This is a genomic window from Salibaculum griseiflavum, from assembly GCF_003129565.1.
In the GTDB taxonomy this organism is placed as follows: domain Bacteria; phylum Pseudomonadota; class Alphaproteobacteria; order Rhodobacterales; family Rhodobacteraceae; genus Salibaculum; species Salibaculum griseiflavum.
On the sequence record NZ_QETF01000011.1, the window covers coordinates 37038 to 54980 of the forward strand.

Here is a 17943-nt window from a genome sequence, read left to right on the forward strand (position 1 = left end):
CCGGGGTGAATTGGCCGCAAGGCCAAGAGGGGCAGCGCCCCTAGCTGCGATGCGGGAAGACGAAACAGCGATCCCGGCGGATCATCAGCCAAAGGGCCGTGCCCGGCTTTGGCAAAAAGACCGACGGCACCGCCGCCTTGAGCACCGAGCCGTCATAGTCCATCCGGAATTCCACGAGGCTTTCCGATCCCATGAAGCGCGCCCGTTCCACCACGCCGCGCGCCGGGGTGCCGTCCTGGGCGGTCGGGTTGGGTCCGCGTCCGTCGCGGTCGAAATCGATCTTCAGGTGCTGGGGCCGGATCACGATATCCAGCTCGGTACCGTCCGGCGTGCCGGGCGCAAGGAACTGTCCGAAGGCGGTCTCGGTCAGCGCGTTGCGCACGGTGCCCCGGATCACGTTGATATCACTGAAGAAGGCCGCGGCCTCCTTGTCGGCGGGGGCGTTGTAGACATTGTAGGGCGCGCCGCGCTGGACGATCTTGCCGTCGCGCATAAGCGCAATCTCGTCGGCCATGCGCATGGCCTCGGCCGGCTCATGCGTAACCAACAGCACCGCCGCCCCGGCCTCTTTCAGAAGGTCCAGGGTTTCGTCGCGGATGCCGTCGCGCAGCCTGTTGTCCAACCCGCTGAAGGGTTCGTCCATCAGCATGATCGAGGGTTTCGGCGCCAGGGCCCGGGCCAGCGCCACGCGCTGTTGTTCGCCGCCCGACAGCTCGTGCGGGTAATTGTCCGCATAGGCAAGCATCCCGACCTTCTCCAGCTGCGCCTCGGCCTGTTGCCGCAGGACGCCACGCGGGCCACGCAGCCCGAAGGCGACGTTCTGCGCAACGCTGAGATGCGGGAACAGCGCGAAATCCTGGAACATCAACCCGATGCCGCGCCCCTCGGGCGGAATACGATGAACGGTATCGCACAGCAACTTGCCATCGGCCCAGATTTCGCCGCGGTCCTGCATCTCGATGCCGGCGATCATGCGCAGCGTCGTGGACTTGCCACAGCCCGAGGGCCCCAGCAGGCAGGTCACCTGCCCCGGTTGCACCGCCAGGGAAACGTCATCGACGACGCGCCGCCCCTGGTAGGACTTCACGAGCGACTTGATCTCCAGCCTTGGGGTCTTCGGTGCCACCTGCGCCTCATTCTCCGACCGAAAAAATCGGGTATCCGGGGGCAGATAGCAACCCGCGCCCCCGGGAACAAGGTCAAAGCGTGGCGTTCACCGCGCCACCGTCGAGCAGGATGTTCTGGCCGACGATGAAACCGGCCTTGTCGGAGCACAGAAAGGCGCACATGGCGCCGAACTCTTCCGCCGTCCCATAGCGGCGGGCGGGAATCGTGGCCTGACGCTGCGCCCGGGCCTCGTCCATGGAGATGCCCTGCTGCTCGCTCACGCCGCGATCAAGGCTGTCGGCCCGGTCGGTGGCGTGAATGCCGGGCAGAAGGTTGTTGATCGTGACGCCATGGGGCGCCACCTGCCGCGACGTGCCGGCCACGTAGCCCGTCAGCCCCGCGCGCGCCGAATTGGACAGGCCCAGCACCGGGATCGGCGATTTCACCGATTGCGAGGTGATGTTCACCACCCGGCCCCAGCCGCGTTCCATCATCCCCGGCAACAGCGCCTTCATCAACGCGATCGGAGTCAGCATGTTGGCATCCAGGGCCGCGATGAAATCGTCGCGGTCCCAATCCGTCCACAGGCCTGGCGGCGGGCCACCCGCATTTGTCACAAGGATATCAACATCCTGCGCCGCCTCGATCACCTGCGCCTGACCCTCTTGCGTGGTGATATCGGCCGCCACGGTCCTCACTTCGACCCCGTGGGCCGCGCGAATCTCGGCCGCCGCGGCCTCCAGCGCCTCGGTGCCGCGGGCGTTGATAACAAGGTTGACACCCTCCGCGGCCAGCGCCTCCGCACAGCCGCGTCCCAGCCCCTTGGACGCTGCGCAAACCAGCGCCCGCTTGCCCGTGATCCCGTAATTCATCGGAACTCTCCCTTTCGTTGTGGCGTCGGTCGCAATCGCCCCGGATCGGGCAGATCGTTGACCTGCTTTCGCCCCAATCCTTATGTAGTGTGAGGGCAATTCACCAGAACCATGTTATCGAGGATTCATGTCCACACGCGCCAGCCACACGATCCCGGTTTATCCCTGCGACGGGTTTCGCGTCAGCTATGGTGTGGCCGAGGGCGATCCGATTTCCTTCATGGAAGAGCTGGTGATGGACGACATCTACCAGCTGTCGAAATCCGCGCGGCGGGTTTCGCTGGCCTATCGCCCCGACCCGGAAAACCGGTGCTTCCGGATCGAGGACGGTTCGGAAACGGGCGGCGTTGGAAATGCGCTCTACCTCGATTGCTGCCTGACCTTCATGGCCAGCGACGGCACGACACTCGAAGCCATCGTCCTGGTCGAGGTCGAGGACGGGGACGCGGCCGATATCTACCTGCTGCCCCTGGCCACGCTGGCGGTCGAAAGCGATTACCGCCTTGTCGGTGCGGATCGCGAAGGCGCGCAAGCCAAGTTCGGCGAGGTCGCCTTTTGCAGCTTTGCCCGCGGCACGCATATCACGCTCGCGTCCGGTGCGCAGGTGCCCATCGAAGCCCTTGATGTCGGCGACAAGGTCCTGACGCGCGACAGCGGCCCTCAGGAGATTCGCTGGATCGGGCAGACGACCCTGCGCGCAGTCGGAGATTTCGCCCCGGTGGTGATCCGCGAAGGCGCGCTGTTCAACACCCGCGACCTGCTCCTGTCGCCCGAGCATCGCCTCTTCATCTACCAGCGCCAGGACGACTTTGGCGTGGGCCGGGCCGAAGTCCTGGTCAAGGTCCGCCACCTCATCAACGGCGAGACCGTCTATCAACGCGATGGCGGCTTCGTCGATTACTTCCAGCTTCTCTTCGACGATCACCAGATCATCTATGCCGAAGGCATCGCCGCAGAGACCCTGTTGGTCGACAGCCGCACGCGCGCCGCCCTGCCCGGCGACCTGGCCGCACGGCTGGGAGACAACCTGCCCGGGCACGAGGGTCGACCACACCTGGATTTCGAAGTTCAGGAGGACGTCGTGCGCGCGCCCGATGCGGTCGACAGGCTCAGACGCGCCTCGTCGAGCTAAGTTGCCCTTTTCCGTGGCGCGGGCTATGGGAGCGCCATGACAAATCGCCCCGATCTTCCGCCCGAAATCGCCCGCCGCCGGACCTTTGCGATCATCTCGCATCCCGACGCCGGCAAGACGACCCTGACCGAGAAATTCCTGCTTTACGGCGGCGCCATCCAGATGGCCGGACAGGTGCGCGCCAAGGGCGAAGCGCGGCGCACCCGGTCGGACTTCATGCAGATGGAGAAGGACCGTGGCATTTCCGTTTCGGCCTCGGCGATGTCGTTCGATTACAAGGACTTCCGATACAATCTTGTGGATACCCCCGGCCACTCGGACTTTTCCGAGGACACCTATCGGACACTGACAGCGGTGGACGCCGCCGTCATGGTCATCGACGGCGCCAAGGGTGTGGAGAGTCAGACCAGAAAACTCTTTGAAGTCTGCAGGTTGCGCGACCTTCCTATCCTGACCTTCTGCAACAAGATGGACCGCGAAAGCCGCGAGACCTTCGAGATCGTGGACGAGATCCAGGAAAACCTCGCCATCGACGTCACCCCGGCCAGCTGGCCCATTGGCATGGGCCGGGATTTCATCGGCTGCTACGACCTGCTGCGCGATCGTTTGGAGCTGATGGACCGCGCCGACCGCAACAAGGTCGCGGAAAGCATTGAAATCAATGGGCTTGATGACCCCAAGCTGGCCGAACACGTGCCCGCCCACCTGCTGGAGCCGTTCCTGGAAGAGATCGAGATGGCGCGGGAATTGCTGCCGCCGCTGGATGTGCAGGCGGTGCTGGATGGCACCATGACACCGATCTGGTTCGGCTCGGCGATCAACTCCTTCGGGGTCAAGGAACTGATGGAAGGGATCGGCGATTTCGGTCCGGAGCCGCAACCAACCAGCGCCACCCCACGCCAGATTTCCCCCGAGGAAACAAAGGTTTCCGGCTTTGTCTTCAAAGTCCAGGCGAACATGGACCCCAAGCATCGCGACCGGGTGGCCTTTGTCCGACTGGCCTCGGGCCACTTCAACCGCGGCATGAAGCTGACCCATGTCCGCACGAAGAAGCCGATGGCGATTTCAAACCCGGTCCTGTTCCTGGCTTCGGACCGGGAACTGGCCGAGGAGGCCTGGGCCGGCGATATCATCGGCATCCCCAACCACGGGCAATTGCGCATCGGCGATACCCTGACCGAGGGCGAGGCACTCAAGGTCACGGGCATCCCCTCTTTCGCGCCCGAACTGCTGCAAGGCGTGCGGGCGGGCGATCCGATGAAAGCCAAGCACCTGGAAAAGGCGCTGATGCAATTTGCCGAGGAAGGCGCGGCCAAGGTCTTCAAGCCGATGATCGGGTCGGGCTTCATCGTCGGCGTCGTGGGCCAGCTGCAATTCGAGGTGCTGGGCAGCCGGATCGAGATGGAATACGGCCTGCCCGTCCGGTTCGAGGCTTCGCAATTCACCAGCGCAAGATGGGTGCACGGCCCCAAGGACGCGGTGGAGAAATTCGCCCAGGCCAACAAGCAGCATATCAGCTACGACAATGACGGCGACGTGGTCTACATGACCCGCCTGCAATGGGATATCGACCGGGTCGAACGGGACTATCCGGAGATCACCCTGTCGGCCACCAAGGAGATGATGGTCTAGCGTCGCGCGTCCGGGCGGCGCCGCGCCCATGGTTCGCCCGGGGCCAGACCTGGGTCAAGGGGCGAAACAGTCGATTTCCTTGACCTTTCCCCTCCCGGGGCGTATGCCCAGCGCACCAAGACGCTCCGGCAATACGGCCGGGCGGGCCGCGTGTGTATCTGCGGCCGTCTCAAAACGCCGCATCCGCGCGAAAGGCTTGATTTGACAAAATTTTCCGACCTGAAACTTGACCCCAAGGTCCTCAAGGCCATTGAGGAAACCGGGTATGAAACCCCCACCCCGATCCAGGCTGGCGCGATTCCACCCGCGCTGGAAGGCCGCGATGTGCTGGGCATCGCCCAGACCGGCACTGGCAAGACCGCCAGTTTCACCTTGCCGATGATCACCATGCTCAAGCGGGGACGCGCCCGGGCGCGTATGCCGCGCAGCCTGGTCCTGTGCCCGACGCGCGAACTGGCCGCGCAGGTCGCCGAGAACTTCGACACCTATGCCAAACACACGAAGCTGACCAAGGCGCTGCTGATCGGCGGCGTCAGCTTCAAGGAACAGGACCAGCTCATCGACAAGGGCGTCGATGTGCTGATCGCAACGCCGGGTCGCCTTCTGGACCATTTCGAGCGCGGCAAGCTGATCCTGTCCGACGTCAAGGTCATGGTCGTTGACGAGGCCGACCGGATGCTCGACATGGGGTTCATCCCGGATATCGAGAAGATCTTCGGACTGACGCCCTTTACCCGCCAGACGCTGTTCTTCTCGGCCACCATGGCCTCGGAAATCGAGCGGATCACCAGCACCTTCCTGTCGAACCCCGCCCGGATCGAGGTGGCCCGTCAGGCCACCGCGTCGGAGACGATCGAACAGGGCGTGGTGATGTTCAAAGGCTCGCGCCGCGACCGGGCCGACAGCGAAAAGCGCAAGCTGCTGCGCGCGTTGATCGACGCCGAAGGCGAGACATGCACCAACGCCATCATCTTCTGCAATCGAAAGATGGACGTGGATGTCGTGGCCAAGTCATTGAAGAAATACGGTTATGACGCCGCGCCGATCCATGGCGACCTGGACCAGTCCCAGCGCACCAAGACGCTGGAAGGATTCCGCGAGGGCACGATTCGCCTGTTGGTCGCCTCGGACGTGGCCGCACGGGGGCTGGATATTCCGGCCGTCAGCCACGTGTTCAATTTCGACGTGCCCAGCCATGCCGAGGACTACGTGCACCGCATCGGCCGGACCGGCCGTGCCGGACGCTCTGGCAAGGCCGTGATGATCTGCAACCCGCGCGACGAGAAGTATTTCGAAGCGGTGGAGAAGCTCCTGGAAAAGGAAATCCCACGGATCGAGAACCCGCTGGCTCAGGGCAAACCGGAGCAGGTGCAAGAAGATGCGCCCGCCGAGGAAAAGCCCAAGCGCAGCCGTTCGCGGTCGCGCAAGAAGGACGAGGCGCCCACGGCGGATGCCGCCCCTAAGACCGATACTCCAAAGTCTGAGCCGAAGGCGGACGCCAAGCCCGAAGAAAAGAAGACCGACAACCGCACCAAGCGAGGGCGCGGCGGGCGTGGGCGCGACCGTGACGACCAGGTCGTCGGCATGGGCGAAGATGCCCCCAGCTTCATCCTGAAAAGCTTTGCCGAACGCCGCGCCGGCTAGAAGGGACATTCCAGAATTTAAGCCCCTTCGGGCAAATTCTGGAATGTTGTCTGCGCCTAGCTCAACCGGCTGATCACAACCGTGACTTCGGGCTTCTTGCCGATCTCGTTCTCGGTGGTTCGCCGACACAGGATACGCAGGTCCTTCTCAAGGGTCTCGTCATCGCGCAGGACCTTGGCGTCAGCCCTCTGCAGCCAACCGCCAAGCGCATTTTCCAGCGTTTCGACCAGGTCCGCATTGTTGCGCCCGGTTTCGGGCAGGCCCATCAGCTCGCACCAAGGGTCGCCCAGCGGCTCGTTTTCCTCGTCAAGGATCAGCGTGACCGTGACATGGCCATTCAGCGCCATGCGGATACGGTCCCGGATGATGCCGTCGAACTGGCCCACATGGGCACGGCCATCCAGGTAGACGCGGCCGGTTTCGATGAACTCGACCGGCTGCCCCGCCCCGATATCGACCATGGTGCCATTCACGGCCAGAACCCCCGGATAGTCGTTTTCTCCGGCCAATTTCACATGTTCACGCAGGTGGCGGTGTTCGCCATGCATGGGGATCACCTTCTCGGGGTGGCAGATCTCGTGCATCGTCTTCAGGTCAGGCCGGTTGGCATGGCCCGACACGTGGTAAAGACCGGAACTGTCGTCGATCACGTCCACGCCCATTTCCGAGAACTGGTTCATGATCCGGATCACGCCGCGTTCATTGCCGGGGATCGTCTTGGAGGAAAACAGGAACGTGTCCCCTTCCTTCAACCGCAGTCCCATATATTTGCCATTGGCCAGTTGGGCACTGGCGGCGCGGCGTTCGCCCTGGCTGCCGGTGACCAGCAGCAGGAGGTTCTCGCGCGGGATGCTCTTGGCGTCCTCGGGGCTGACCACCTTGGGGAAATCGTCAAGGATGCCGGTCTCGACCGCCGCCTCGATCATCCGGCGCATGGCCCGACCCAGCAGGCAGACCGACCGGCCCGCAGCCACGGCGGCCTGGGCAATCGTTCGCACCCGGCTGATATTGGAGGCAAAGGTCGTGGCGACCACCATGCCCGGCTGGGCCTTCATCAGCTTCTCGATCTCGGGGCCAACGCTGGCCTCGGACCGGCCGGGATGGTCGGAAAAGACATTGGTGCTGTCACAGACCAGCGCCTTGACGCCCGGTTCAGCCACCTGGGCCCAAAGCGTCCGGTCAAAGGGTTCGCCCACGCCGGGGGTCTCGTCGATCTTGAAATCGCCGGTATGCACAACGCGGCCGGCGGGCGTGTCGATCACCAGGCCCGAGCTTTCCGGGATCGAATGGCTGATCGGCACGAACCCAACGGTGAAGGGCCCTGCCGTGACCGCCTCGGGCCAGGCCTCGACTGTGCGCACGCTTTGTTCGGAATAGCCGTGCTCGTCCATCTTGCGCCGCGCGATATTGGCGGTAAAGGCGCGGGCATGAATCGGCGCACCCAGCTTTTCCCACAGGTGGCCCACCGCACCGACATGGTCTTCGTGGGCATGGGTGATGAAGATCGCCTCAATCCGGTCCTTGCGGGCCTCGAGCCAGGAAATATCGGGAAAGATCAGGTCGACCCCCGGCGTCGTGTCCATGTCCGGGAAGGTCACGCCCAGATCGACGACGATCAGGCGCTCCTCGTCCGGCTTGCCATATCCGTAGACATAGCAATTCATCCCGATCTCCCCCGCGCCGCCGAGGGGAAGATAGATCAATCTTTCGCTGCTCATGTTCAGGTAGTTTCCTTGTTATAGCGATGGATGACCGTCAGGCCATGCATGGTCAGGTCGTCTTCGACCGTATCAAATAGCGCCTCGCCCGTGCTGAACAACGGGGCGAGACCGCCCGTTCCTATGACTTTCATCGGGCGGCCATATTCGCCCCTGATCCGGTTGCAGATGCCGTTCACGAGGCCGACATAGCCCCAGAAGACACCCGATTGCATGCAATCCACGGTGTTGGTGCCGATCACATGCGGCGGTTTGGTCACGTCCACATGGGGCAGCGCGGCGGCGGCGCTGTGTAGCGCCTCTAGGCTCAGGTTGACGCCCGGGGCGATCACGCCGCCCACATAGGCCCCGTCGCTCGCCACCACGTCAAAGGTCGTGGCTGTCCCGAAATCCACAACGATCAGGTCACCGCCATGCCGGTCAAATGCCCCCGCGGTATTCACGAGCCGGTCCGGCCCGATCGACGTGCCCTCGTCCACGCGCGGCGGGATTGGCAAGGCGCATTCGGGTTTGCCGACCACGATGGGGCGGCAGCCGAAGAACCTGTCGGCGAAGACGCGCAGGTTGAAGACCACGCGCGGCACGGTCGAGCTGATGATGACATCCGTAATGTCAGGATCGATCCTGTAGTGGTTCAGCAGGGTCGAAAACCAGGTGAAATAGGCATCGGCCGTGCGCGCGTGATGGGTGCTTGTGCGCAGGGTGCAGAGGAATCTCTCGCCATCCCAGAGGGCAAAGACCGTGTTCGTGTTGCCGCAGTCGATACAGAGAAGCATACGCGTTTCGCCTTTCAAAAGAACACGTCCGCAGCCGCGATCCGCCGCCGACCCTTTGGCGTTGTCAGCACCAGATAGCCGTTTTCATCAACGGTTTCAAAGGTGCCGGTGATCTCTTCCTTGGCAAGCCGTGCCGTTATGACCTCACCCAGCTTGGCGGCATCCTGCAGCCATGCCTCGCGAATCGGGGCAAAGCCATAGGTGACAAAGCTGGCCTCGCGGACGGCATAGGCGGCGGCAAGCAGGTCCAGGAAGTCTTCGGGGGTCACATCAGCCCCGGCTTCGCCGGCCAGCGACACGGGGCGCAGCGCCCCTGCTTCAACCTCATGGCCGTCGGGTGCGGCGGCGAGGTTGACCCCAACGCCGATCGACAAACCGGCGATGCGTCCTCGCTCGGCATGGCTCTCCAACAGGATCCCTGCCAGCTTGCCGCCGTTGAGCAGCACGTCGTTGGGCCATTTGAGGCTGAGCCCCGCGGGCCGTCCGGTGATGGACGCAACCGCATCAAACAGCGCCAGCGCCATCACGAAACTGCGCAACGCCGCACGCTCGGTGTCAGAGGACAGCGGCATCACGTAAGTGGCGGCGAAATTGCCCCGTGGCATTTTCCAGGCACGGCCACGCCGTCCGCGGGCCGCTGTCTGTTCGTGGGCCAAAATCCATGTGGGACCGGGCAGCGTCGGAAAAATGCGCGCGGCCTCTGACAAGGTGCTGTCTGTGCGGAGCAGAACGATCCGCCCTACCCCGACAGGCCAATCAGTTGGCAAGGGCCAGCGCGGCGGCTTCGGCGATGGGTTCCACGCCGAACAGGTTCACAACACCCACCAGCATGACAACGGCCGAACCCATGAGGAAGGTCCACAGCACGGGCGAGCCGTTGCGGTCCAGCGCCTCGTCCTGATCCTTGCCGAAATACATGTAGTAGACGATGCGCAGATAGTAGAAGGCCCCGATGACCGAGGCCACAACACCGGCGATGGCCAGCCAGATCAGCCCACCTTCGACCGCGGCGCGCAGCACGTAGAACTTGCCGAAGAAGCCCAGCATCGGCGGCACGCCCGCCAGGCTGAACAGCAACACCAGCATGGCCAGCGCCTTACCCGGTTCGGCCTTGGAATACATGTTGAGCGAGGCGATATCCGTCACCGGGCGGCCGTCCTTTTCCATCGAGATGATGAAAGCGAAGGTGCCCACGTTCATCGCGATATAGATCGCCATATAGATCAGCATCGCTTGCACACCGAAGGCTGTGCCGGCGGCCAGGCCCATGAGGGCAAAGCCCATATGTGCGATCGAGGAATAAGCCATCAGGCGCTTGATGTCGGTCTGGCCGATTGCGGCGATCCCGCCGATGAACATCGACGCGACCGACAGGAAGGCAACGATCTGTTGCCAGTCACCCACGGACCCGCCGAAGGCATCGTGCACGACGCGAGCAAAGAGGCCCATGGCGGCCATCTTGGGGGCGGTGGCGAAGAAGGCCGTGACGGGCGTCGGCGCACCTTCGTAGACATCCGGCGTCCACATGTGGAACGGCGCGGCCGAAACCTTGAAGGCGAAGCCGGCCATCAGGAACACAAGACCGAAGAGCAAGCCCAGCGACACGCCGTCCGAGGTCGCCTCGATGATGCCCGAGAACAGGGTCGTGCCGGCATAGCCATAGGTCAGCGACGCACCGTAGAGCAGCAGGCCCGAGGACAGCGCCCCAAGGACGAAGTATTTCAGCCCTGCCTCGGTCGATTTCGCACTGTCGCGGCGCAGCGAGGCGACGACATAGAGCGCGAGCGATTGCAGCTCCAGCCCCATGTAAAGCGCCATCAGGTCACCGGCGGCCACCATGACCATCATGCCGACGACCGCGAGCGCGATCAGCAGCGGATATTCGAAGCGCAACAGGTCGCGCCGGGCCATGTAGCTTTCGCTCATGATGAGGACGGCCGCCGCCGAGGCCAGGATCACCACCTTGGCAAAACGCGCATAGGCGTCATCCACGATCATTCCGCCGAAGGCTGTGGTCGTGCCCTGCCCGGCGAAGCCGATCCACAGCGCCAGCGCCAGGAACAGCGCCGCGGTGACCCAGGTCAGAAGACCGGCCATCTTGTCCTTGGTCGTGTAGACGGCCAGCAGCAGCGCGGCCATGGAATAGACCGCAAGGATGATTTCGGGAAGGATGGTATTAAGATCGGCAGAGATCATCGCGCGAAATCCTTAGTGCTGGGCCATCAGGGTGGCGGGCTCGAACGCCGCTTGCGCGGTCGTGACCTGGCCCACCAGCGCCTCGACCGAGGGGCCGATAATGTCGGTGACAAGGCTGGGATAGACACCCAGAAGAATGGTCATGACCACGAGCGGCGCAAAGATCCAGCGCTCGCGGGGGGTCATGTCGGTGATCGATTTCAGGCTTTCCTTGATCAAGTCGCCCATGACCACGCGGCGATAGAGCCACAGCGCATAGGCCGCCGACAGGATCACGCCCGTGGTGGCCACGGCGGCAACCCAGGTATTGGCCTTGAAGACGCCCATCAGGGTCAGGAACTCGCCGATGAAACCGCTGGTTCCGGGCAAGCCCACATTGGCCATGGTGAACAGCATGAAGATCAGCGCATAAGCCGGCATCCGGTTCACCAGCCCGCCATAGGCGTCGATGTCGCGGGTGTGCATCCGGTCATAGATCACGCCGACACAGAGGAACAAAGCGCCCGAGATGAAGCCGTGCGACAGCATCTGGAAGATGGCGCCGTCAATGCCCTGCTGGTTCACAGCGAAGATGCCCATGGTGACATAGCCCATATGGGCCACCGACGAATAGGCGATCAGCTTTTTCATATCCTCCTGCACCAGCGCGACAAGCGAGGTGTAGACGATGGCAATGGCCGAGAGCCACAGCACCAGATCGCCCAGAACCTCGGTCCCGACGGGGAACATCGGTAGCGAGAAGCGCAGGAAGCCATAGCCGCCCATTTTCAGCAGGATCGCGGCCAGAACGACCGACCCCGCGGTCGGTGCCTGAACGTGGGCGTCGGGCAGCCAGGTATGGACCGGCCACATCGGCATCTTGACTGCGAAGCTTGCGAAGAAGGCCAGCCAGAGCAGCGTCTGCAAGCCGCCGATGACGTGAATGCCCATCACGGTCATCGTCTCCGAGCCGAACTGGAAAGTCAGCAGGGTTTCGATATCCGTGGTGCCCGACTGGTAGAACATGGTCACCATGGCGACCAGCATCAGGACCGAGCCGAGGAAGGTATAAAGGAAGAACTTGAAGGCCGCATAGATGCGGTCCTTGCCGCCCCAGATGCCGATGATCAGGAACATCGGGATCAGGCCGGCCTCGAAGAACAGGTAGAACAGCACGAGGTCCAGCGCCATGAAAACGCCCAGCATGAGCGTTTCCAGAAGCAGGAAGGCGATCATGTATTCCTTGACCCGGTGGGTGACGTTCCAGCAGGCCGCGATGGTGATCGGCATCAGGAAGGTCGTCAGCATCACGAACAGCACGCTGATCCCGTCCACGCCCATCTTGTATTGCAGGCCCAACAACCAGTCGCGTTCCTCGACGAACTGGAAACCGGTATCGGCGGGGTTGAAGCCGAACAGGATGAACAGCGACACGACGAAGGTCATGATTGTCGCGGCCATGGCCACCCATTTGGCGTTGCGTTGCGCCGCCTCGTCCTCGCCCCGCAGGAAGATCGCAAGGATCAGCGCCGCGATGGTCGGGATGAAGGTGGTGATGGTTAGAAGGTTGCCCATTACTCGACCCCCCCGGTGATCGTGACATAGGTGAGGATCAGGGCGATCCCGATCACCATGGCGAATGCGTAGGTAAAGACGTAGCCCGACTGCCAGCGGCCCGCGAGCCGGGTGAAGAACGGCACGATCCCGAGCGCCAGCCCGTTGATGCCTCCGTCGATGACGTTGCCGTCACCGCGCTTCCACAGGAACCGACCGATGGATTTGGCAGGCCGCACGAAGACCAGGTCATACAGCTCGTCGAAATACCACTTGTTGAGCAGGAACAGGTACAGCGGGCGCTGGTTCTCGGCCAGTTTGGCCGGCAGGTCCGGACGGCGGATATACATCTGGTAGGCGGTGGCCAGCCCGATCAGCATCGCGATGAAGGGCGACAGCTTGACCCAAGTGGGGACGTAATGCGCCTCGTGCAGGACGGTGTTTTCCGGCGCGATGTAGATGCCCGCCTCGCCCGGTGCGCTTTCCATGACGTAATGCAGTTCCGATGCCTTGGGGCTGCGCTCGGCCACGGCTTCGACCAGTTCGGCCGTCGGCTCGCCGTATTTGCCACCGAAGAACTTCACCACCTCGTTGGTCTTGCCGAAGAAGCTGGAATACCAGACCGCCCCGGCAAAGATCGCGCCGATCGCCAGAACGCCCAGCGGGATCAGCATCACATTGGGGCTTTCATGGGCGTGCTCATGCGTGTGCTTGTCGCCACGCGGCTTGCCCCAGAAGGTCATGAACATCAGGCGCCAACTGTAGAAGCTGGTGAAGAGCGCGGCGACGACAAGCAGCCAGAAGGCATAGCCGCCCGCGCTGCCGACATAAGCGCTTTCGATCACCGCATCCTTGGAGGCGAAGCCGGCAAAACCGATCCAGCCGGTCAGCGGGATTCCCACACCGGTAATGGCCAGCGTGCCGATCATCATCGCCCAGAAAGTCTTGGGCAGCTTGTGGCGCAGCCCGCCATAGTTCCGCATGTCCTGTTCATGATGCATGCCGTGGATGACCGAACCGGCCCCCAGGAACAGCATCGCCTTGAAGAACGCATGGGTCAGCAGGTGGAACATGGCGACCGAGTAGACGCCGACGCCCGCTGCCACGAACATGTAGCCCAGCTGCGAACAGGTGGAATAGGCGATGACACGCTTGATGTCGTTCTGAACCAGCCCCACGGTGGCCGCGAAGAACGCGGTGGTGGCGCCAAGGAAAACGATGAAGCTTTGCGCATCGGGAGCGAATTCGTAGATCGGCGACATGCGGCAGACGAGGAAGACACCGGCGGTCACCATGGTTGCGGCGTGGATCAGGGCCGACACCGGGGTCGGGCCTTCCATCGCGTCGGGCAGCCAGGTGTGCAGGATCAGCTGGGCCGATTTGCCCATGGCGCCGATAAACAGCAGGATGCCGATCAGGTTGGCCGCGTTCCATTCCGCCCAAAGGAAGGTGATCTGGGTCTGGGCCAGCTCGGGCGCGGCGGCGAAAACATCGTCGAGCTTGATCGAGTCGACGAGGAAGAAGATCGCGAAAATGCCCAGGGCAAAGCCGAAATCCCCGACGCGGTTGACCACGAAGGCCTTGATGGCGGCAGCATTGGCGGTGGGTTTCTTGTAGTAGAAGCCGATCAGCAGATACGACGCAACGCCCACGCCCTCCCAGCCGAAGAACATCTGGACGAGGTTGTCGGCGGTCACCAGCATCAGCATGGCGAAGGTAAAGAACGACAGGTAAGCAAAGAAGCGGGCCTTGTAATGCTCGCCTTCCTTGAAATTCTCGTCATGGGCCATGTAGCCGAAGGAATACAGGTGGACCAACGCGGACACCGTGGTGATGACGATCAGCATGATCGCCGTCAGCCGGTCCATGCGGATGCCCCAGGATGTGTCCAGCGTGCCCGACTGGATCCAGCGCAGGATCTCGACATGCTCGGTGGTGCCGTCGAAGGTCAGGAAGACGATCCAGGACAGCAAAGCCGACAGGAACAAAAGCCCGGTGGCGACCCATTGGGCGGCATGTTCGCCGATCATCTTCCAGCCGAAGCCCGCGATGATGGCCCCGACAAGCGGCGCGAAGAGGAGGATGGTTTCCATGTCGCCTTAGCCTTTCATCACGTTGACGTCTTCGACGTCGATGGTGCCACGGTTGCGGAAGAAGCAGACCAGGATGGCCAGCCCGATCGCGGCCTCGGCGGCGGCGACGGTCAGAACGAACAGGGTAAAGACCTGTCCCACCATGTCTTGCAGGAAGCTGGAGAAAGCCACGAAATTGATGTTCACCGCCAGCAGCATCAGCTCGATGCTCATCAGCAGGATGATGACGTTCTTGCGGTTCAGGAACAGCCCGAAAATCCCGATGACGAACAGGGCCGCGGCGACCGAAAGATAGTGTTCAAGTCCGATCATGATTACAGCCCCTGCCCCGGTTTCACGTCTTTCAGTTCCATCGCCTTGGCCGGATCGCGATACATCTGGGCCAGGATATCCTGGCGTTTGATGTGGGTGCGGTGGCGCAGGGTCAGGACGATGGCCCCGATCATGGCGACCAGCAGGATCAGCCCGGCCAGCTGGAACAGGATGAAATACTTGTCGTAGATCAGCAGGCCCAGCCCGGCGGTGTTCTGGATGCCGCCCTCGACCGGCGCGGCCAGGCGGCCCTGCGCGCCCTCGTCAAAGCCCCATGCGCCGAATGCGATGGCCAGCTGCATCAAGAGGATCACCCCGATCACCAGCGCCAGTGGCATGTATTTTGCCATTTCGGCCTTGAGCTCGGAAAAGTCGATATCCAGCATCATCACGACGAACAAGAACAGCACGGCCACCGCGCCGACATAGACGATCATCAGCAGCATCGCGATGAATTCCGCCCCCAGCAGCACGAACAGGCCCGCCGAAGACAGGAAGGCCAGGATCAGCCAGAGGACCGAATGCACGGGGTTGCGGCTGATGACGGTCATCAGCCCGCCCACGAGCGTCGTGGTCGCGAAGGCATAGAATGCCAGAACCATGGGTGTCATGTGTCACCGTCCTTTTCCATGACGTCACTGGCGATCTCCATCGCCTTGGTCATTGCCGGAACGCCGCCGAACATGCCCGCAAGGGCGATAGTCTCGGCGACTTCCTGTTGCGTGGCCCCGGCTTCAAGCGCGTGGCGCACGGTCAGTCTGATCTGTGCCTCGGCCTGGGCGCCCATGATGGTCAGACCCTGAAGCGTCAGCAAAAGCCGCGTTTTGGAATCCAGCCCATCGGGATTGAACCCCTTGCCCATGGTCGCTTCCATCAGGTCGCGCGGCATTGTGGGAAACAGGGCCTCGAACCCTTTGGGCGTGAACGACTCGAGAGCGGGATTGAGCGCCTTCGCCCAATCCTGCCCGGCCTTCATCATGGCCTCGAAAGGGTTATCGCTGCTCATCGGTAGGGCGCATCCAGTTCAAGGTTGCGGGCGATCTCGGCTTCCCAGCGCTCGCCGTTCGCCAGCAGCTTTTCCTTGTCGTAGTAAAGCTCTTCGCGGGTCTCGGTCGAGAACTCGAAATTCGGCCCCTCGACGATGGCATCCACCGGGCAGGCCTCTTCGCAGAAACCGCAATAGATGCATTTCGTCATGTCGATGTCGTAGCGGGTGGTCCGGCGGCTGCCATCCTCGCGCGGCTCGGCGTCGATGGTGATGGCCTGGGCCGGGCAGATCGCCTCGCACAGCTTGCAGGCGATGCAGCGCTCCTCGCCGTTGGGATAGCGGCGCAGGGCATGTTCCCCCCGGAAACGGGGGCTCAGCGGCCCCTTTTCATGGGGATAGTTGATCGTCTTCTTGGGCGAGAAGAAATAGCGCAGACCCAGCTTGAACCCCTTGAGGAAGTCCACCAGCAGGAAGTATTTCGCCGCACGGGTATAGTCGATCTGGGTCATGTCAGCCCCCCATCGCGTAACGGGCCCAGAAGGCACCGAGAATTTCGAACTTGGCCAGGAACGCCACCAGCACGACCCAGGCCAGGCTGAACGGCAGGAACACCTTCCAGCCCAGACGCATCAGCTGGTCGTAGCGGTAGCGCGGGGTGATCGCCTTCACCATCGCGAAGATGAAGAAGAAGAACACCATTTTCAGCACGAGCCACATGATCCCGTCGGGCAGGCCCGGAATGGGCGACAGCCAGCCGCCGAAGAACAGCAGCGACACCAGCGCACACATCAGGACCACCGACAGCAATTCACCGATCATGAACAGCAGGAACGGGGTCGAGGAATACTCGACCTGGTAGCCCGCCACCAGTTCCGATTCTGCCTCTGGCAGGTCGAAGGGCGGGCGGTTGGTTTCGGCCAGGGCCGAGATGAAGAACAGGAAGACCATCGGGAAATGTGGCAGCCAGTACCAGTTGAAGATCCCGTAATCGCCATCCTGCGCCGCGACGATCTCGCCGAAGTTCAGCGACCCCGTCGAGATGATGACACCGACGATGATCAGGCCGATCGAGACCTCGTAGGAAATCATCTGCGCAGCGGACCGCAGCGACCCGAGGAACGGATATTTCGAGTTCGACGCCCAGCCGCCCATGATGACGCCGTAGACCTCGAGCGAGGACACGGCGAACACATAGAGGATCGCGACGTTGATGTCGGCCAGCACCCAGCCCTCGTTGAACGGGATCACCGCCCAGGCGATCACCGCCAGAACGAAGGTGATCATCGGCGCCATGAGGAAAACGAACTTGTCGGCCCCCGCGGGCACCACCACTTCCTTCAGGATATACTTGATGAAGTCGGCAAAGCTTTGCAGCAGACCGAAGGCACCGACCACGTTGGGGCCTTTGCGCATCATCACCGCGGCCCAGATCTTGCGGTCGGCATACATCAGGAAAGCCAGCGCAACCAGCAGCGGCACCAGCACCAGAAGGCACTGGCCGATCACCAGAAGCACGATCCCGAGATTTGTGGTTGTGAAGAACTCGACCATTGATGTCCCCTCAGACCGTTGGGATGCCGTTTCGCGCGCATTCGGCGACGACAACCTCGGCGTCAATCGTTCTTAGCCCATCCGGCAAGGCCGGGGAAATCGTGTAGACCGCGTCCCCCGTCCAGAGCCTGCCGTCCTGTTCGATCTGCGTGCGGACATGGCGGGCAAAGCCGTATCCGCGGATCAAAGCGTATTGTGCAGCGGCGCATTCCGCATAGCGCGCGACCTGCTCGCGGCTTTCCGGATTTTCCACGCGGACGTCGAAATTCACCAGGTCACCGTCCAGCAAGCGGGTGTCGACCCCCGCGTAGCGCATGGCGCCCGGCTGGGCCGTGCTTTCGCACCCCGCCAGCGCCATCGCTGCTATGAGCCCCGCCCGCTTCATGACC

17 protein-coding genes are annotated in these 17943 nt (G+C 62.7%); 3 read left to right on the forward strand and 14 right to left on the reverse strand.

All coding sequences use genetic code 11. The annotated features are described in order from the left end of the window. Positions 1-40: 40 nt before the first annotated feature. Together DFK10_RS10705 and DFK10_RS10710 are read right to left on the reverse strand one after the other, a co-directional pair. Positions 41-1126 carry an ABC transporter ATP-binding protein gene (locus tag DFK10_RS10705; RefSeq protein WP_109389024.1) on the reverse strand — a complete coding sequence of 362 codons (1086 nt, stop codon included), beginning with the start codon at positions 1124-1126 and terminating at the stop codon, positions 41-43. Positions 1127-1199: 73 nt separating this feature from the next. After that, entirely contained in the window at positions 1200-1979 is a 780-nt protein-coding gene (locus DFK10_RS10710) for an SDR family oxidoreductase (protein WP_109389025.1), read from the reverse strand. Between the two features lie 127 nt (positions 1980-2106). Here DFK10_RS10710 and DFK10_RS10715 point away from each other — a divergent pair, with 127 nt between their 5' ends. From DFK10_RS10715 to DFK10_RS10725, 3 genes are all read left to right on the forward strand, one after another. Then, the gene (locus tag DFK10_RS10715; RefSeq protein WP_109389026.1) at positions 2107-3111 is read left to right on the forward strand and encodes a Hint domain-containing protein; all 1005 of its coding nucleotides are present in this window, start codon (positions 2107-2109) and stop codon (positions 3109-3111) included. 36 nt (positions 3112-3147) lie between these two features. Continuing rightward, positions 3148-4743, forward strand: a complete 1596-nt coding sequence (locus DFK10_RS10720; protein WP_109389027.1) for a peptide chain release factor 3 — start codon at positions 3148-3150, stop codon at positions 4741-4743. Between the two features lie 201 nt (positions 4744-4944). After that, positions 4945-6387, forward strand: a complete 1443-nt coding sequence (locus DFK10_RS10725) for a DEAD/DEAH box helicase (protein ID WP_109389028.1) — start codon at positions 4945-4947, stop codon at positions 6385-6387. A gap of 56 nt (positions 6388-6443) precedes the next feature. On the opposite strand, the gene DFK10_RS10730 is transcribed toward DFK10_RS10725, so the two are convergent. From DFK10_RS10730 to DFK10_RS10785, 12 genes are read right to left on the reverse strand one after another with little or no spacing between them, the layout of a single operon-like run. Further along, a complete protein-coding gene (locus DFK10_RS10730; RefSeq protein ID WP_109389029.1) occupies positions 6444-8105 on the reverse strand; it encodes a ribonuclease J in 1662 nt (553 codons plus the stop codon). Positions 8106-8107: 2 nt separating this feature from the next. Further along, positions 8108-8881: a type III pantothenate kinase gene (locus DFK10_RS10735; protein WP_109389030.1), complete on the reverse strand. Its 774-nt coding sequence runs from the start codon at positions 8879-8881 to the stop codon at positions 8108-8110. Between the two features lie 14 nt (positions 8882-8895). Beyond that, the gene (locus DFK10_RS10740) at positions 8896-9648 is read right to left on the reverse strand and encodes a biotin--[acetyl-CoA-carboxylase] ligase (RefSeq protein ID WP_109389031.1); all 753 of its coding nucleotides are present in this window, start codon (positions 9646-9648) and stop codon (positions 8896-8898) included. Then, complete coding sequence (gene nuoN, locus DFK10_RS10745; RefSeq protein WP_109389032.1) at positions 9638-11077, reverse strand: NADH-quinone oxidoreductase subunit NuoN; 1440 nt, start codon at positions 11075-11077, stop codon at positions 9638-9640. Before nuoN ends, DFK10_RS10740 begins: the two co-directional genes overlap by 11 nt. A gap of 12 nt (positions 11078-11089) precedes the next feature. Further along, positions 11090-12631: an NADH-quinone oxidoreductase subunit M gene (locus DFK10_RS10750; RefSeq protein WP_109389033.1), complete on the reverse strand. Its 1542-nt coding sequence runs from the start codon at positions 12629-12631 to the stop codon at positions 11090-11092. After that, positions 12631-14703, reverse strand: coding sequence for an NADH-quinone oxidoreductase subunit L (gene nuoL, locus DFK10_RS10755; RefSeq protein ID WP_109389034.1), 2073 nt, complete (start codon positions 14701-14703; stop codon positions 12631-12633). The genes DFK10_RS10750 and nuoL overlap by 1 nt, the downstream gene beginning before the upstream one ends. Before the next feature lie 6 nt (positions 14704-14709). Beyond that, entirely contained in the window at positions 14710-15015 is a 306-nt protein-coding gene (gene nuoK, locus DFK10_RS10760) for an NADH-quinone oxidoreductase subunit NuoK (RefSeq protein WP_084863455.1), read from the reverse strand. Positions 15016-15017: 2 nt separating this feature from the next. Then, positions 15018-15626 carry an NADH-quinone oxidoreductase subunit J gene (locus tag DFK10_RS10765; protein WP_109389035.1) on the reverse strand — a complete coding sequence of 203 codons (609 nt, stop codon included), beginning with the start codon at positions 15624-15626 and terminating at the stop codon, positions 15018-15020. Continuing rightward, entirely contained in the window at positions 15623-16021 is a 399-nt protein-coding gene (locus DFK10_RS10770) for a carboxymuconolactone decarboxylase family protein (RefSeq protein ID WP_109389036.1), read from the reverse strand. The genes DFK10_RS10765 and DFK10_RS10770 overlap by 4 nt, the downstream gene beginning before the upstream one ends. After that, entirely contained in the window at positions 16018-16512 is a 495-nt protein-coding gene (nuoI, locus tag DFK10_RS10775; protein ID WP_109389037.1) for an NADH-quinone oxidoreductase subunit NuoI, read from the reverse strand. Before nuoI ends, DFK10_RS10770 begins: the two co-directional genes overlap by 4 nt. A gap of 1 nt (position 16513) precedes the next feature. Further along, positions 16514-17554: an NADH-quinone oxidoreductase subunit NuoH gene (gene nuoH / locus DFK10_RS10780; RefSeq protein ID WP_109389038.1), complete on the reverse strand. Its 1041-nt coding sequence runs from the start codon at positions 17552-17554 to the stop codon at positions 16514-16516. A 10-nt stretch (positions 17555-17564) separates the two neighbouring features. Beyond that, a complete protein-coding gene (locus tag DFK10_RS10785) occupies positions 17565-17939 on the reverse strand; it encodes a hypothetical protein (RefSeq protein ID WP_109389039.1) in 375 nt (124 codons plus the stop codon). Positions 17940-17943 lie beyond the last annotated feature (4 nt).

What these genes read in the sequence shown, in the direction of transcription:
- DFK10_RS10710 (WP_109389025.1), bottom strand. Translation starts at nt 1,979, where the DNA reads ATGAATTACGGGATCACGGGCAAGCGGGCGCTGGTTTGCGCAGCGTCC.
- DFK10_RS10715 (WP_109389026.1), top strand. Translation starts at nt 2,107, where the DNA reads ATGTCCACACGCGCCAGCCACACGATCCCGGTTTATCCCTGCGACGGG.
- DFK10_RS10720 (WP_109389027.1), top strand. Translation starts at nt 3,148, where the DNA reads ATGACAAATCGCCCCGATCTTCCGCCCGAAATCGCCCGCCGCCGGACC.
- DFK10_RS10730 (WP_109389029.1), bottom strand. Translation starts at nt 8,105, where the DNA reads ATGAGCAGCGAAAGATTGATCTATCTTCCCCTCGGCGGCGCGGGGGAG.
- DFK10_RS10735 (WP_109389030.1), bottom strand. Translation starts at nt 8,881, where the DNA reads ATGCTTCTCTGTATCGACTGCGGCAACACGAACACGGTCTTTGCCCTC.
- nuoN (WP_109389032.1), bottom strand. Translation starts at nt 11,077, where the DNA reads ATGATCTCTGCCGATCTTAATACCATCCTTCCCGAAATCATCCTTGCG.
- DFK10_RS10750 (WP_109389033.1), bottom strand. Translation starts at nt 12,631, where the DNA reads ATGGGCAACCTTCTAACCATCACCACCTTCATCCCGACCATCGCGGCG.
- nuoL (WP_109389034.1), bottom strand. Translation starts at nt 14,703, where the DNA reads ATGGAAACCATCCTCCTCTTCGCGCCGCTTGTCGGGGCCATCATCGCG.
- nuoK (WP_084863455.1), bottom strand. Translation starts at nt 15,015, where the DNA reads ATGATCGGACTTGAACACTATCTTTCGGTCGCCGCGGCCCTGTTCGTC.
- DFK10_RS10765 (WP_109389035.1), bottom strand. Translation starts at nt 15,626, where the DNA reads ATGACACCCATGGTTCTGGCATTCTATGCCTTCGCGACCACGACGCTC.
- DFK10_RS10770 (WP_109389036.1), bottom strand. Translation starts at nt 16,021, where the DNA reads ATGAGCAGCGATAACCCTTTCGAGGCCATGATGAAGGCCGGGCAGGAT.
- nuoI (WP_109389037.1), bottom strand. Translation starts at nt 16,512, where the DNA reads ATGACCCAGATCGACTATACCCGTGCGGCGAAATACTTCCTGCTGGTG.
- nuoH (WP_109389038.1), bottom strand. Translation starts at nt 17,554, where the DNA reads ATGGTCGAGTTCTTCACAACCACAAATCTCGGGATCGTGCTTCTGGTG.
- DFK10_RS10785 (WP_109389039.1), bottom strand. Translation starts at nt 17,939, where the DNA reads ATGAAGCGGGCGGGGCTCATAGCAGCGATGGCGCTGGCGGGGTGCGAA.